Origin of the sequence: Mycobacterium sp. D16Q16 (assembly GCF_002013745.1) — a bacterium.
Classification (GTDB): Bacteria; Actinomycetota; Actinomycetes; order Mycobacteriales; family Mycobacteriaceae; genus Mycobacterium.
Genome location: NZ_MAEY01000001.1, coordinates 610,077 through 624,686 on the forward strand (window position 1 = coordinate 610,077; position 14,610 = coordinate 624,686).

General features: G+C 63.8%; 13 protein-coding genes, 1 tRNA gene and 1 pseudogene. 8 read left to right on the top strand and 7 right to left on the bottom strand.

Features of this window, described 5'->3' with window-relative positions:
- Positions 1-3: 3 nt before the first annotated feature.
- Complete coding sequence (locus tag B4394_RS02965; RefSeq protein WP_286141893.1) at positions 4-2,403, top strand: FtsX-like permease family protein; 2,400 nt, start codon at positions 4-6, stop codon at positions 2,401-2,403.
- A gap of 15 nt (positions 2,404-2,418) precedes the next feature.
- Here the strand turns inward: B4394_RS02965 and B4394_RS02970 are convergent, their stop codons facing one another.
- Genes B4394_RS02970 through B4394_RS02980 form a run of 3 tightly spaced genes read right to left on the bottom strand, consistent with a single transcriptional unit; the run spans position 2,419 to position 4,843 of the window.
- The gene (locus tag B4394_RS02970; RefSeq protein WP_078314093.1) at positions 2,419-3,042 is read right to left on the bottom strand and encodes a class I SAM-dependent methyltransferase; all 624 of its coding nucleotides are present in this window, start codon (positions 3,040-3,042) and stop codon (positions 2,419-2,421) included.
- Positions 3,039-3,611: a DUF4389 domain-containing protein gene (locus tag B4394_RS02975; RefSeq protein WP_078314247.1), complete on the bottom strand. Its 573-nt coding sequence runs from the start codon at positions 3,609-3,611 to the stop codon at positions 3,039-3,041. Before B4394_RS02975 ends, B4394_RS02970 begins: the two co-directional genes overlap by 4 nt.
- A 26-nt stretch (positions 3,612-3,637) precedes the next feature.
- A complete protein-coding gene (locus B4394_RS02980; RefSeq protein WP_078314094.1) occupies positions 3,638-4,843 on the bottom strand; it encodes an FAD-dependent oxidoreductase in 1,206 nt (401 codons plus the stop codon).
- 364 nt (positions 4,844-5,207) lie between these two features.
- Between B4394_RS02980 and B4394_RS02985 the strand changes: the two genes are divergently transcribed.
- From B4394_RS02985 to B4394_RS02995, 3 genes and pseudogenes are all read left to right on the top strand, one after another.
- Positions 5,208-6,401, top strand: a complete 1,194-nt coding sequence (locus B4394_RS02985) for a hypothetical protein (RefSeq protein ID WP_078314095.1) — start codon at positions 5,208-5,210, stop codon at positions 6,399-6,401.
- A gap of 203 nt (positions 6,402-6,604) precedes the next feature.
- Positions 6,605-6,802: pseudogene (locus B4394_RS25600) on the top strand (LppU/SCO3897 family protein); the annotation flags it as partial.
- Between the two features lie 186 nt (positions 6,803-6,988).
- The gene (locus B4394_RS02995; protein ID WP_139359881.1) at positions 6,989-7,837 is read left to right on the top strand and encodes a hypothetical protein; all 849 of its coding nucleotides are present in this window, start codon (positions 6,989-6,991) and stop codon (positions 7,835-7,837) included.
- Here the strand turns inward: B4394_RS02995 and B4394_RS03000 are convergent.
- Both B4394_RS03000 and B4394_RS03005 read right to left on the bottom strand, forming a co-directional pair.
- Entirely contained in the window at positions 7,834-8,124 is a 291-nt protein-coding gene (locus B4394_RS03000; protein WP_286141879.1) for a tyrosine-type recombinase/integrase, read from the bottom strand. The two genes, B4394_RS02995 and B4394_RS03000, sit on opposite strands and share 4 nt — an antisense overlap.
- A 296-nt stretch (positions 8,125-8,420) precedes the next feature.
- Positions 8,421-8,494 (bottom strand) — tRNA-Leu (locus B4394_RS03005).
- Positions 8,495-8,805: 311 nt separating this feature from the next.
- On the opposite strand from B4394_RS03005, the gene B4394_RS03010 reads away from it, so the two are divergent.
- The 4 genes from B4394_RS03010 to B4394_RS03025 all read left to right on the top strand — a co-directional run bounded on the left by B4394_RS03010 (position 8,806) and on the right by B4394_RS03025 (position 12,917).
- Positions 8,806-10,647, top strand: a complete 1,842-nt coding sequence (locus tag B4394_RS03010; RefSeq protein ID WP_078314098.1) for a fatty acyl-AMP ligase — start codon at positions 8,806-8,808, stop codon at positions 10,645-10,647.
- A gap of 85 nt (positions 10,648-10,732) precedes the next feature.
- On the top strand, positions 10,733-11,212 hold the full coding sequence (locus tag B4394_RS03015; protein ID WP_078290593.1) for a transcriptional regulator: 480 nt from the start codon (positions 10,733-10,735) through the stop codon (positions 11,210-11,212).
- Positions 11,213-11,214: 2 nt separating this feature from the next.
- Positions 11,215-11,733 carry an ImmA/IrrE family metallo-endopeptidase gene (locus B4394_RS03020; RefSeq protein ID WP_078310084.1) on the top strand — a complete coding sequence of 173 codons (519 nt, stop codon included), beginning with the start codon at positions 11,215-11,217 and terminating at the stop codon, positions 11,731-11,733.
- Positions 11,730-12,917 carry an MAB_1171c family putative transporter gene (locus tag B4394_RS03025; RefSeq protein WP_078310088.1) on the top strand — a complete coding sequence of 396 codons (1,188 nt, stop codon included), beginning with the start codon at positions 11,730-11,732 and terminating at the stop codon, positions 12,915-12,917. The genes B4394_RS03020 and B4394_RS03025 overlap by 4 nt, the downstream gene beginning before the upstream one ends.
- Here B4394_RS03025 and B4394_RS03030 read toward each other — a convergent pair.
- Positions 12,844-13,716, bottom strand: a complete 873-nt coding sequence (locus B4394_RS03030; protein WP_286141880.1) for a sulfite exporter TauE/SafE family protein — start codon at positions 13,714-13,716, stop codon at positions 12,844-12,846. The two genes, B4394_RS03025 and B4394_RS03030, sit on opposite strands and share 74 nt — an antisense overlap.
- A complete protein-coding gene (locus tag B4394_RS03035; protein ID WP_078310093.1) occupies positions 13,713-14,603 on the bottom strand; it encodes an alpha/beta fold hydrolase in 891 nt (296 codons plus the stop codon). The genes B4394_RS03030 and B4394_RS03035 overlap by 4 nt, the downstream gene beginning before the upstream one ends.
- Positions 14,604-14,610 lie beyond the last annotated feature (7 nt).

Sequence of the window (14,610 nt, forward strand, 5' to 3'; positions counted from 1 at the left end):
GTAATGGCAGTTTCCGCAATGTATCTCGTCGCGATATTCGGCATCTTCGGGTCGATCACCGGATCGGTCAACCGGTTGGCGGACGGAGTCGCCGGAGTGGCAGCACTCGAGGTATCGGGTATCACCGATGCGGGGTTCCCCGAAGCGGTATTGGCCGATGTCGCCAAGATTCCCGGAGTGGCGACCGCGGCACCGATGATCCGGATGTCCGCACCCACAGATTCCGAACCGGTCCTGCTGTTCGGCGCCGACGACCGCAGCGCCGCACTGGAAGGCGCCCTGAAAGATGCTGTCGGAGTCAAGGTTGACGCACCATCGCGGACGGCCGCCGGTGTCCAGATCGGACCGTCCGTCGGTCATGCGAAGGGCGATACATTCCGGCTCGGCTCAGGTTCGGTGACCGTCGCCGAGGTGCTCCAGGGCAAGCAACTCGCGGATCTCAACGGCGGGCACTACGTGCTTGCCGCACTGCCGTTGGCGCAGGAGGTCACCGGACGGCAAGGTCAGCTCGATTCGATTTTGGTCACCACGACACCGGGTGCGGATCTCGCCGCAGTCCGGGATGAGGTCACGGCCGCCGTGAACGGACGGGCGATCGTCGCCGATCCGAGCCTGCGGGCGGTCCGGGCCGGCGACGGTGTCAAGCTCATGAACTACATGGCCCTGATGGGCGCGGCCGTCGCGTTGGTGGTCGGGGCCTTCCTGATCTACACGACGATGACCATGGCGATTGCCCAACGCCGCCCGGTCATCTCGATGCTGCGCGCAATCGGCGGCGGCCGCGTGACGATCGTTCGCGACATGCTCGCCGAGGCTGCGATCCTCGGGCTGATCGGCGGCGCCATCGGTTCGGCCCTCGGAATACTGCTGGGACGAAAAGCGATTGGCCGTTTGCCGCCGACGGTAACCCAGGGGCTCGAAGCCCGTATCGAGTACTGGCTGCCCGACTACGCGATTCCGGCCGCCATCGCCGCGACGGTACTCACCAGCGTTGCCGCGTCGGCGATGGCCGCACGGCAGGTATACAAAGTGTCACCGATCGAGGCGCTGGCGCCCGTCGGAGTTTCCGTGGCCGACAACGTGCCGCGTTGGCTGCGTATCGTCAGCGGAGTCGTGGCGGTGGCAGTGTTGGCAGCGTCGCTCCTGACAGTGCTCTACCGACCAGGGGCGCTCGCCTTCGTCGCGATCGCCGCCCTATTCGTCGCCGAGATCGCCTTGGGCTTCGCGCTCGCCGGACCCATCGTCCGCGCGACAGCCACGGTGGCACGAGTGTTCGGTTCACCCGGGGCGCTGGCGGCGCCGACGGTCCAGCGCGCGCCGCGGCGGGTGTGGGCCACCGTGATGACCGTGCTCATCGCCGTGGTCACCACCGTGGTCATCACCGGGACGAACAACGACATGATCCGATCCGCGCGCGACATCTTCGCGCCCGTCGCCGATGTCGATGTCTGGGTGAGCGCCAACTCACCCGACCGCTACCCCACCGACGTTCTGCCGCAACGTCTTACCGAGAAGGTGGCTGCGGTCCCTGGCGTCGCGAATGTCGTCGAAGGCGCCTCTGGATTCGCCGTGGTCGGCGGCACGCGCGTGATGCTCAATGGATTCTCCGCCGGCACCCACGATCCGCTTTTCCGTGCGCTCGACGATCGGGTACGTCATGACGTGCTCGCCGGCCGGGGCGTGGTGCTCTCCCAGAACCTGGGCAAGACTCTCGGCGTCCGGGTGGGCGACGAATTGCAGTTGCAAACACCCCACGGCCCGCAGCGGACGCCCGTGCTGGCCCTGGTTCCCTATTTCTCGACGGTCATCGGCACCGTCGGGATGAGCCTGGAACGCATGCGGGCATGGTTTGACCGCCCGGGCACGACGACACTGCAAGTCACCGCCGTCGAGGGCACTGATCCGGGACGGCTGCTGGCCGACGTTCGCGCTGTGGTGCCCGCACCGAACTACGTGTACGACGGCCGCGCGGCGTTGGCCGGTTTGGAAGCCCCGCTGCACCAGAGCATGCTGATCGCCAACGCCGTGTGGATCATCGTGGTGTTCGTCGCCGCGGTCGCGCTGCTGAACACGTTGACGCTTTCGGTACTCGAACGACGCCGGGAAATCGGTGTGCTGCGGGCGATGGGATCCAGCCGCCGGTACACCTTGGGCATGGTTCTTGCCGAGGCCGCGGCCATCGGCGTCGTCGGCGGTGTCTCGGGGCTGCTGGCCGGTCTGGTCGATCAGTGGCTGTTCAGCCTCGTCAGCGGCACCGTCATGAACTTCACCGTCACCTTCCAGCCAAGCCCCATGGCGGTGGTCTTCACCGTAGGCGCGCTGGCGATCAGCCTGCTGGGCTCGGTCCCACCCGCACGGCGCGCGGCACGGCTCAACATCATCGAGGCCGTCAGTGTCGAATAACGATGTCGAACAGCACTACTCGACTACAGTGGCGACGCCTTGCAGGTGAGGTGTGCACGGCGGCGGCACCAGGGTTCGCCGAACGTTGCGCAGTCCCCTGGTATCGAATCCGGCTGCGGCAATCGCTTCGACGGTCCGGCGGTTCGGCTCGCACCCGGAGGCAAGCCACGACCATGGCGTGGCGATCAGATCCTGGAATCGCCCCATCACGCCGTCCCCGCGGACATGCTCGAGGACCACCAACCTGCCTCCCGGGACGAGCACCCGCCGGATCTCGCCGAGGGTTGCGGCCACATCGTCCACCGAGCACAGCACCAGGCCGACATGCACCGAGTCGAAACTGTTGTCCGGGAATGGTATCGACTCTCCGACTCCGTCCAGGATGTCGACGTCCAGGCCGCGGCGGCGCGCAAGGGCGCCAGCCATCCGACGCATCGCCGCCTCCGGCTCGACCGCCGCGACCGATGTCACCGCGGGCGGAAGAAACATGAGGTCGGTTCCCGGGCCAACGCCCACGATCAGCAGTCTGCCCATCGCGAGACTCATCGCCTCACGCCGGTATCGGCGATAGAACAGCCGGTCGAATATCGGCATGCCGAGCCGATATACGTAGGGGAACAACGGATTACGATGCTTCATGTGTCACCACCACCCAAATCCATTCGGAATGGCGGATATTCGTCGCACATCAACGAGACGTACACCGCCACCCGGTAACGCCACCGCACGATTCCCATGAGGAGGTCGAACATGCCTGGCGACACCGTGCCTCTGGCCAACAACCGCACCGCGGAAATCACGGCCAGAACCTGCAGCAGTGGCTCCATGGCCCAGCAGATGATGATCTGGGGCAGTGCCAGTATCAGCTTCACCAGCACCGCCCACTGGGAAAGTTGTTCCGGATAGTCGACGTCCAGTTCGCCCGGATAGTCGGGCCGCGCGGCGAGCGTGAAAGGCGGGTACCTATCGGTGCTGTTCATCGGAAACCGGTAGTTCATCACCCGCCAGGACCAGCGCAGCACCCCGACGTTGACGTCGAAGATGATCCGCGGATATCGCCCGGTGAACAAGATCGCGATACCGGCGACGACCGTCAATACCGGATACATGACATAAAGGACGATCAATATGGGGTAGTGCGGAACCGCCAGCACGCACCATTTGACGAGAAAGAGCCAGCGTGAGGGCGCGTCGATCGCACCTCGCACACGGACGGCGCCGGCCGGCACGGCCATCACGGCCGGCAGGCTGTGTCGGCGGCATGGCCCCGGTCGATGTCAGCGGCCATCCGGCGATGACTCACCGACTGCAAGAACGTCGCTAGTGCCCACGTCATGAAACGGTCCGAGACCATCGCCGCCGTCCTCAGCACGGCCTCACCGTGCGAAACCTGCAGCGAGGCAACCCGGGACACGGCCGCGGCACGGCGTCGGCGGGTCTTCTCATACCAGCGCAGCGCATCGGGCAGGTCCGTGTTGGCGCCGCGCTGAAATTCCGAAACCGCCTTGCACAGCACCATCGTGTCGAGCAGCGCCTGGTTGGCCCCTTGCGCCAGGGTGGGCGGCATGGTGTGAGCCGCATCGCCAAGCAGGGTCAGCGCGCCGTGGCCCGGCCGGGGAATGGGATGGCGGAAATGGGGATAGGGCGAATGCGCCAGATCGTCGTCGGTGAGCGTCGCGAGCACCCGATCGACGGGCTCCGACCACCCGGCGAACGTGGACCGGATCATGTCGATCGGGCGTGCCGGCCGGACAAAACCAGACGACCAGGGCAGGTCGAACCACCACTGCACCTCGGAGCCTCCGGCCGGCCACAGGCCGAGGCTCCCGTGCTCACCGATGACGACGAAGGCGACGTGCTGATCGACGCCGTTCGGGAGGGTTGCCAGTCCCTGCCAACTGCACCAGCCGGTCGGCTCCCCGCGCCCCGCACCGACAACATCGCGAACCATCGAATGCCTGCCGTCGGCTCCGATCACCAGGTCTCCCTCGGCCACGCTGCCATCCGCGAACTCGACCCGAGCCCCGTCGCCGTTGCCCACCGCTCCGACGGCCCGGGAATTACACCGAATACGTTCCGCCGGAAAGTCTTTCAGCAGCCGCTCGAGCAGGACATGACGCGGGACCATCCGCACCGGCTCGCCCAGCCGGTCGGCGATCGAGGCCACGTCCAACGTGGCCAGCGCGCGCCCCGTCGATGTCATGACCCGCACCGTGGACAGCTGCTGGCCGGCCCGGTCCATGTCCACGCCCAGCTGCCGCAGCACCGTGGCGCCATTCGACCAGATGGTCACCGCACCGCCACCGGCGTGCACGTCCGAGCGCTGCTCGTAGACGGTCACGTCATGGCCGTCGCGCAATAGCCCCCGCGCGATGGAGATACCGCCGACACCGGCGCCGACCACCAGGACCCGCAACGACGGCGCCTGCGCTGCTGGCATCAGCTTCGTGGGTCGGCTCGTGAGCCGTTTTGGCTCCACGGCTCAATGTATGACTGCGAGGAGATCCCCGTACACGGTTTGCGCCTAGCGCGGCGGCTGGACCGAAACGACCGCCAGTTCAGTGCCTTTACCGCTTACTACTCAGCGCCCCCAGTCGGGCTCGAACCGACACTTGGCGGATTTAAGTCCGCACGGGCCGCCTAGCGCGAACAGGCGAAACAGGGTTGCAGAAGACAGCAAAAACGCTGTAAGAGAACATATGGGGCCGTACCGAAGGCGTACCGGTACGGCCCCATATCGCCCTGAGTCGCCGGGGTAACGGGTTTTACCCGGGGCCAAGCACTTTCCCTGCGACAATTCAACCGTGAAGGACGAATACAACTGTCCGGATACGTGGACTCAGTCGCTGTACCAGACCATCGAGGCATGGTGGGGCGAAGAACTCTCACCAAGTCTCGCAATGAAGGCATCCAAGATGCCCGACTACCAGTTTCGAAGATTCCTCGAAGACTTGGCCGACGAGTCATTGATCTACAAGGGCAACCCTCAGCTGCCCCGAATGACAAGCGGCACGCTTCGGCCCCTGGTCAGCTCTAACGCAGCCGATCCAACCGGTTGGAGTTCAAGCGGCGCAGTTGCACTACGTTTGCTCCTCTACTCTCACGAGGTAGCGATACAGGCCGAGCCGATAGGCGCAATGCTGGCCGTACGCCATGCGCCAGTCGATGAACTCTCTCGACGAACAGCCCAGCAGGTACTAACGCAACTATCGGCCTTCCGCCCTTTCATATCCGAGGGCATACTTCACTTCACACACGTCCATTCACCCGCCAGGCACCCCGCCGCCTCGGGATGGGAGAGCGCCGTTCTCGCAAACGCCGATGTTCGTCAGCAGGCTCTGGATCTAGCGGCGGACCTCGACATCCCGACCGATGAGATCGATGAACTGCTGTTACGGGGCCTGCTGATGCACTATTTCACCTCACTGAAGATGGGGCTGATAAGCATGGCACGAGGGAGGGCCAATCCATTGATACGGTCCGATTCAGAGCGAAAACTTCTAAGTGCGCTACTGATTTCAGCTGTCGATCAAAAGCGACAAGCGGCCGTGAGCACGCTCGCGCAATTGAGCGTGCCGGATTTCACCACCGATCCCAAGCTCCTAATCTCCTTACGTAACAACGATGAAAAATTCAACGCCTGGCGGCAGACACTGGGTGGTGCGCTAAGTTATGTAGGCCAACTATCAGACTCAGCCAATCTTGCCGACGCATCATCTATCGTCAAAACCGAACTGATGTCCGCCCTTTCAGGAATAAAAGCATCGACGGAGAAATCATCTGCGGCAAGTGCGGCAAGGACTGGTTTCGTTCAGTTCGGGGTCGGGGCGGTCGGTGCCATGTCGGCAGGAATAGCTACCGGCAGCCCCATGGCGGCGGGTCTCGTCGGTGCGGCATCAACACAGGCGACGAATTTTCTAGTCAGCTCCATCAAGGAGCTTCAGACACGCCGTTCGAACCGGCTGGTGCTAGCACTGGCTGCCTCATTTTCCCACTAATTCGCCTGTCGCCCAAAAAGACTGACAACATTCTTCGGTAGCTCGGCTTGCTTGGCCGGGGCTGGTGGTTCAGACAGTGCGTTCAGCGCACCGCCATCCTCTTCGGAGATGTAGTCGCGGTACACGTCGAGGGTGTGACCGTCCTGCTGGCTCCCGGCCAGGATAACGGCACCAAATTGTCGGTTCGTACTGGAGATGTTTCGGACTTAGCCTGGGACAGCTCGTCGTGTATCAGCTTGGGCCAGCCTGTATCCAAAGTGGCCTGCACTGAAACCACTGCGCCGAATCGCGTTAAGCCGGTCAAGATTGTCCCGGACACCACCACGTTCGACTGATGCCCAGACTGCGGCTACAAACACCCGGTACGCAAGTTCACAGTCTGCACCGAGACGCAGCAGTAGATCGGGCTGACGTAGAAGCGCTGCCAGGGCCGAGCAATACGCGGTAGCCAGTTGCTGTCTACGTCGGCGCAGCGGCGGGGTCCGTCCCTTAACGGGCCCTTGCGAGGAGCGGCGGTCTTGCGCGACGTCTGGCGGACCGGAGTAATCCCGACAACAGGCTTGCTCGGGCGTGGGAACATAACCCACATGACGGCCGACCCAGAACTAGCCGTTGCCTCTGCCGTCAGCTCAAACGGTGTAGCAACGCCGAAGGAAAAAATCTGCTTCCTCGCGTGCCCCATAGGCGCTGTCGGGAGTGAGACTCGCGAAAGAAGCGACCGGGTGATGACCTATGTCATCGAGGAGGCGCTGACACCGCTGGGGTACAAGACGGTGCGTGCCGACCGAATCAATTCGGCGGGCCGGATCACAACCCAGATCGTCACCAACATCATCGAAGCCGACCTTCTGATAGCTGATTTAACCGATCAGAACGCGAATGTCTTCTACGAACTTGCGATACGGCATGCCTTCGACAAGCCCTACGTCCAGCTCATCGAGGACGGGCAAGTCATACCGTTCGACGTTCGCGACATGCGAACGCTCCATCTCGACTATCGCGACCTAGCAAGCGCCGCGAAAGCTAAGACTGACCTAACGGAAATGGTTCGTGACATCGAAAGCGGCAACAAGCCTGAGTCGCCCGTCGTGACGGCCGTTGACCTGCGGACCCTCGAACAGTCGGGCGACCCGAACAAAATCGAAACTGCTCAATTAGCCGCTGCGCTCCAGACACTGAACTCCGAAATTAGTTCGTTGCGTGAGGAACGCCGATCGCCGAAGAACATGGCCGCAACCGACAAGAAAATAGTCGACATGCGTCGGGAACTAACTCAAAGCTATGAAGCGCAACTCGCTATGGCGAGGTTGATCCGGGACCTGTCCGACAAACGGACGGTTACGTCCATGGATATTGAGCGCGTCGTCAATCTCGCTACACACGGGGATGTGGGAGAGATACTGGCTCGAGTTGCGGCGGACACACCTCCGTTTTAGCCCCGTAACTTCACGACATTCGGGCCGTAGTCAGGTTCGGCACCCATCGAACCGAGGGCCGCCATAGCGTCGGCATGGTCATCTGCGAGTAGGCGCGTGTAGACGGTTTCAGTGGTACTCGGCCTGGAATGCCCCATGAATCGCGCAATCTCAAACATCGGTCGGCCCGCAGCAATAATCAAGCTCGCGTACGTGTGTCTAAGCGCATGAAATTCAGCGCAGGCTGCCGAACGGCTCTCGCTGGCGGTAGCGGCCTGGTTAGCCCGCAGTACAGCAGGCCGGTACACGGCCTCGTAGAACGACGGGTGCCGCAGGGGTTCGGACCAGTCGAGTATCAGCCACGAGATTTCGGTATCAGGCTGTCAGGTATTCAAAGGCGTAGAGCCAAGATGGGCCCGAGCGGCCCCAGCAGTAGCAACGTCGCCCAGAAGAAATGCTACGGACGATCTTTTGGTGCCAGGGTGTACGCCGCCAGCCCCAAGATGAGCCATACCGCAAGCATCGACAGAAACACGACCGTAGACAGCGGACCTATCGCGACCATTCCCCTATGCGGCCAGCCCATCTAGCCGCCCCAACAGAGTGCCCCCAGTCGGACTCGAACCGACACTTGGCGGATTTTAAGTCCGCTGCCTCTGCCAATTGGGCTATGGGGGCCTCGCAGATCAGCCCTAGTTCTACCCGGCGCTTCCCCTGGCGCCAACTTCCGCCCCACCCCCTCACACATACGACAAAAATCACACCCCTGCCCGACACACCCCGGCGTCACATTGAATGTTTCCGGCAGATAGTGATACCCCTTGTACACCACCGGAATTCGATTGAGCTCTGGTGTGATTCGTCACCAGATCGCGCGATCGCCGACATTGACAGTTGCCGCCCGCTCCTCGCACGACGGGTCACCTGCGAACCAAGAGATAGCTTAGTTAGCGCAGGTAGTGTTTTCCATCGTGAGTCGGGAGTTAGATATGTCAGACGGAGTGGCCATTCGCCAGAACGGAATTGAGGATTACCTCGACGCCGATGGCGCGATCGACCTTCCTCCCGGCACCACCCTGCTCTCAAACTTCGAACACAACATCGCCGAGTTCGGCACCACCGCCGCCTACCGCTACCTGGACTTCACGCGTGACGACGACGGTGTGGCCATCGAACTGAGCTGGAACACCCTCAGCGCCCGGATGCGGGCCATCGGCGCACGGCTGCAGCAGGTCACGCAACCGGGTGATCGTGTCGCGATCCTGGCGCCGCAGGGCATTGACTACGTCATCGGGTTCTTCGCCGCCATCCAGGCCGGAAACATCGCGGTTCCCCTTTTCGCCCCCGAGCTGCCCGGACACACCGAACGCCTCGATGCGGTACTCGCGGACGCAACACCTTCGGTCATCCTGACCACCGATGCCGCCGCCGAATCGGTGAACGCCTTCCTGCGCAAGCTTCCTCGTCAGCGTCGACCACGGGTCATCGCGATCGACGCGGTACCGGACTCGGTGGGCGCAACGTTCATCCCCGCAGCGCTCGATACCGACGATCTCGCCTACCTGCAGTACACCTCGGGTTCCACACGGACCCCGGCAGGCGTGGAAATCACCCACCGCGCGGCGTGTACGAATGTTCTTCAGATGATTCTGGCCGGCGGCCTGGATCAGAACATCCGCAGTGTGAGCTGGCTGCCGCTGTATCACGACATGGGTCTGATCATGATCCTGTTTCCCCCGCTGTGTGGCGGTCACATCACCCTGATGTCGCCATTGGCCTTCGTGCGGCGCCCGCGGCGGTGGATCAAACAGCTCGCTACCGAGTCCGCGTACGGGCGGGTGTTCGCCGCCGCCCCCAACTTCGCCTTCGAACTCGCTGCGCAGCGCGGCCGCCCACCGGCCGGTGAAACCTGGGACCTGTCCAATGTCGCGGGCCTGCTCAACGGATCCGAACCGGTCACTCTCTCGGCGATCGAGAAATTCAACGAGGCCTTCGCCCCCTACGGATTTCCGCCCACCGCCATCAAGCCGTCCTACGGCATGGCAGAGGCGACGCTCTCCGTGGCCACCATCGCCCCCGACGAACGCCCCAGCATGATCTATCTGGACCGCGCCCAGCTCGCCGAGGACCGTGCCGTCCCCGTGTCCGCTGACGCCCCGACCGCGGTAGCCCACGTCTCGTGCGGTCAGGTGATCTCGAGCCAGTGGCTGGTGATCGTCGACCCACGAAGCGGAGCCGAACTCCCCGAGGGCGAAATCGGTGAGATCTGGCTGCACGGCGACAACATCGGCCGCGGGTACTGGGGCCGCACCCAGGAGACCGAGGCGACCTTCCACAACAGGCTGCGCTCACGGCTCGAACACCGCAGCCATGCCACCGGAACCTCGGCAGATAGCCATTGGCTGCGCACCGGGGATCTCGGGGTGTACCTCAACGACAGCCTGTACGTCACCGGCCGCATCAAAGACCTCGTCATCATCGACGGACGCAACCACTACCCGCAGGACATCGAGGCGACCGCCTCGGCATCCTCGCCCGCCGTCCGCTCCGGATACGTCGCGGCGTTCTCCGTCGCAGCCAATCAGCTCGCCGAGGCCGCCATCGCCGACACCAGCGAGCGGCTGGTGATCGTCGCCGAACGCGCGCCCGGATCCGGCCGAGTGGAGCAATCACCGGTAGCCGAAGTCATCCGTGCCGCCATCTCACGCACGCATGCCCTGCCAGTCGCCGACGTCCGGCTGGTTGCCGCCGGCGCGATTCCCCGCACCACCAGCGGAAAGCTCGCACGCCGAGCCTGCCAGGCCGAGTACCTCGCTGGCGTATACGGCTAATTTACGCCTCAACTGTGGGTTGAATCACACTGTGAGTCTGCCCCCTCGCGTTGAGGGCTCGCGACATCGATGTTTGACTTAGTAGATGGCCACTACGAGCCCGCCGCAGGTGTCCCTTCAGGACGCCAAATCCGCCGACGCGAATCTCGCTGATCGCATCAATGCGCTCTTCCATTCGCATCGCCGGCCCGACGGGCGCATGTGGACCAATGACGAGGTCGCCAACGGCATCAAGAAAGCCCATCCCGGCATCAAGGTCGGCGGTGCCTACCTCTCGGCGCTGCGCACCGGTAAGCGCGCCCGTCCCGCCATCGACCTGCTCGGCGCGTTGGCCGACTTCTTCCGCGTACCGCTCTCGGTACTCACCGACCCCGAGCGCACCTACTCGCTCGATGAGCGCCTCGGCGCCCTGGACGAGACCACCCGGGACGAGGTGGAGCTGATCGCGTTGCGCGCGATCGGCCTGAACAAGCAGAGCCTGGAAACTGTCGCCGCCGTGCTCGATCACGTGCGCGCGCTGCAGGGCCTGCCCACGGTAGACAACTCGGTCAATAACGGGCAGTAAACATGCCGAAGATGCGTTGTCTCACAACAGATCTACGGTCCACTCGCGAACTTCAGGCGATCCACAAGCAATGCACCCGCAAGCTCGCGGATCTGGGCCTGGATACGCTGACCACCGTCGAGGACATCCGCGCCCGGGCCAGTGAGCTCAGCGAGCGCGATATCCAGCTCGTGCCTTACGCGCTCTCCGGCAGCGGCGTTCACGGCCTGCTGGTCCGCACCGACGCCACCGACTACGTGGTGTACGACAGCGACACCACCACCATGCATCGCGAGCACATCATCCTGCATGAACTGAGCCATGTGATGTGTGGACACACCGGGGCAAGCAGCCGCGAGCTAGCCGAAATCCTGTGCCGCGAAAGCTACTTGGACGATCAAGAAGTCGAGGCAGAGATGCTCGCCTCGATGATGGGGCAGCGCGTCAGTCCCGATAGTCATCGCCCCATCGCGGTCACGAACGCCAACCTCCGGCGCATCCTGGCATCACTCGTGCTGGAAGGCTCACCGGCGGCGCCGTGACCTCAGTTTTCGAAGACTCCGCCGCCGCGTATTCGGTAGCGGCCGTCTTCAGCTTTGCCGCCGTGGTGATTGTCGCCGCAGCGATGCTGCGCTCTCGAGTCCGCCCACCCGCCTCGGTGGCACTGTTGTTGTCCTTCCTCTTCAAGGGGATCGCCGTCACCCTGGCGACTCCACCCTTGTACGAGAAGTTCGACAACTTGGTCGGCGTGCACAACATGGGTCGGCTCGTCTTGAACCTCTCGGGCGGGATGGCGTGGACAGCATGCGTCCTCACGGTCATCACCTTCTGGGGTGAATCCGGTCCGCGTGCGGTGCAGCGCGCGCGGCTCTGGGTCGGCATGGCAGTAGCCATCGGCGGTGCATTGGTTCTCTGCTGGTTTGTGGCACCGACTTCCGAACTGCCACAGGACTTCTACGCCTCGCACGGCAACAAGCCCGCCTGGGTGCTCTACATGCTGATCTATCTGATCACCTACGGCCTGGGCGCGCTGCTGATCACCGTCAAATGCCTGCAGTACGCCCGTTTTCATGATGTGGCCTGGCTGCGACGCAGCATGCTGCTCACCGCCGCCGGAGCAGCCATGTGCCTGTTGTTCTGCCTCATGCGGGCGCACTCGGCCATCTACGGCATGATCACCAACGACAGCTTCTCCTGGCAGCGTCTGGCCCCACTGGCCGCCACCATCGGGCAAATCCTCATCGTGGTGGGCCTTGCGGGACCGTCCTTCTCACAGCTGGTCACATCGGCGCACCAACGCATCCAGGCCTACCGGCAGCACCGTCAACTCGAGCCGCTGTGGACCGCGCTGTACGAGGGCAACACCCAGATCGCGCTGGCACCGCCGCAGGCCTCAATCGGTGATCACAATTACCGGCTCTACCGCAGAATCGTCGAGATTCGTGACGGTCTGAGCGCCATCCGCCCCTACCTCACCGAAGACGCGTCCACCACATCAGCAGCGCGCCAGATTCATTCGGCCATCGAACAACAGCGCACCGCACCGCAGAACGACAAGACCTCCGGCACCAAGATCATCGGTGAACGCACGGGCGCCAATCGCAAGGAAGAACTGAGCTGGCTCCTGGACGTCGCCCGAGAGCTGCAGAAGATCAACCGCCAACACACGCCTGCGACGCCGGCGCCGGACTTGGTTTCGTCGTCGTACGGGCAGGCGAGCTCGTAAACACCCGCACGATCTCGCGCACGGCGATGAACACCAGATAAGAGCCGAACACCAACGCGAGCCATCGCGCGTTCAGGGCGAGCGCCAACAGCGCCCCGATCACGGTTCCCGGCAACGCGAATGCCGCCAACCGAAAGCCGATCGGAGCATCAGCGGTGCCCTGGCGCAGGTGTGTGGTCGCCGCGACCAACGCGTTGGGCAGCATCACCATCAACGAGGTGCCCTCCGCCACGTGCAGGTCGGAACCGAACAGCACCAGCATCGCCGGAACCGTCAGCAGCCCACCGCCGAGACCCAGCGCGGCAGACCACGCGCCGACCACGAAACCGACCACAGCCCCGATAGCGACGACCGATGGGACATGGGCGAGCACACCGTCGGGAAGCAACGCCTCACCCGCCGAGGGGTCAATCCCGGCGGCACTCAATAACAGCTTGAGCGCCGTGGCCAGCAGCACAAATACGAACAGCGCCTTGAGGATCCACTCCGGGATGCGTGCCACCAGTTTGGCCCCCACCACCGCGCCGATCACACCGCCCGCCATCAGTCCGGCGCCGGCCACCACATCCACCTTCGCCCCGTGCAGCGCGTAGACGGTGCTGCCCGCGATCGCGGCGGAAACGTTCGGCAGCGTCGAGGTGCCGTGAATAACGGCCCGGCTCAGCGTGGTCGCCCGTGCCAGCGAGGGCACGGTGATCACCCCGGTGCCACCGCCTAACAGCCCGCCCGACATACCGCCGAGCACACCGATGCGGGCAAGTGTCGCTGTGCTTGGGCGCAGCCCAGAATCTCCGGTCACCCGGCCACCCGCAGCTTCTCGATATCGGAGAACTCCGACAGGCGGAAGAACGCCTCGGCGCGATCCAGAATGCGCTCGCGCATCGTCACCGTCTGCCCGTGGTTGCAACCGTCCAGCAGGGCGAAGTAGGCACGCGGCATCCGGACCGCCGCCTCCCGCGATTCGGCCAGCCGCATAGGGTCTTCGGACCCGGCGAAAAACAGTGTGGGCGTTTCGATTTGCAGCAAGGCGTCTTCGGCGACACCCGGCTCGGCATCCCACTGCCGCAGCAGCGCCGCCAGGCCACGCTGGCCGAGGGCCTCGATGGTCGCCCGAAATCCTGAGCCCATCTGCTGACCGCGGTGCGCCTCCCAGCCGTCGACGAATGCCTCCAGACCGGACTCCTCCACCACACGAACGGCGTTGGGAAAGATGAGAACGTCCACCGCGCCGCGTTGCGGCCGGTGTGAGGACCCCGCCACCACCAGCGAGGTGAGCCGCTCCGGGGCCGTGGCCGCGAGGGTGAGCCCAATGCGCCCGCCGAGCGAGTAGCCGATGTAGTGGGTCCGATGGATGCCCAGGTGATCCAGTACCGCGCAGACATCCCGCACCGACGAGGCGATGGCATATCCACCGGGGTGGTCGGGCTTCTCACTCGCGCCGTGCCCGCGCACGTCGATGGTGGTCACCCGGTACTGCTGAGACAGCTGCGCGATGTAGCCGTGTTTGGACCACACCGCCGAGTTCTGCAGGCTGCCATGCACCAGCACCACATCGGCGACACCAGGCCGGGCGCGTCCATATGTCCGGTAGGCAACCGCGGCACCATCCGGGTCGGGCCGTCGCACGAAACCTGTTTCCAAGAGCCCAATTTCGCGTACTTCGGCGTTCGACATCAATCCGGACATTAGGAAT